General features: G+C 41.3%; 1 pseudogene. It reads right to left on the bottom strand.

The window, feature by feature from the left end:
• A pseudogene (locus AAEY57_RS21330) lies at window positions 1-230 on the bottom strand (xylose isomerase); the annotation flags it as partial.

Below are 230 nucleotides of genomic sequence, written 5' to 3'. Positions count from 1 at the left end.
CATCAATACTACCCATAATGCCTTCTGCGCAAGCAACTGCAATTTCGTGGTGGAAGCTATGACCCGCAAGTGTTGCGTGGTTTGCTTCAATGTTTACTTTAATTTCGTCTTGTAAGCCGTGCTTGTATAAAAAGCCTGCAACCGTTGCTGTATCGTAATCGTACTGGTGCTTAGTTGGCTCTTGTGGTTTTGGCTCAATTAATAATGTGCCTTTAAAACCAATTTTTTTC

It is taken from the genome of Pseudoalteromonas sp. MER144-MNA-CIBAN-0113 (genome assembly GCF_040308965.1).
GTDB lineage: Bacteria > Pseudomonadota > Gammaproteobacteria > Enterobacterales > Alteromonadaceae > Pseudoalteromonas > Pseudoalteromonas tetraodonis.
This window is presented reverse-complemented; position numbering and strand designations above follow the sequence as displayed.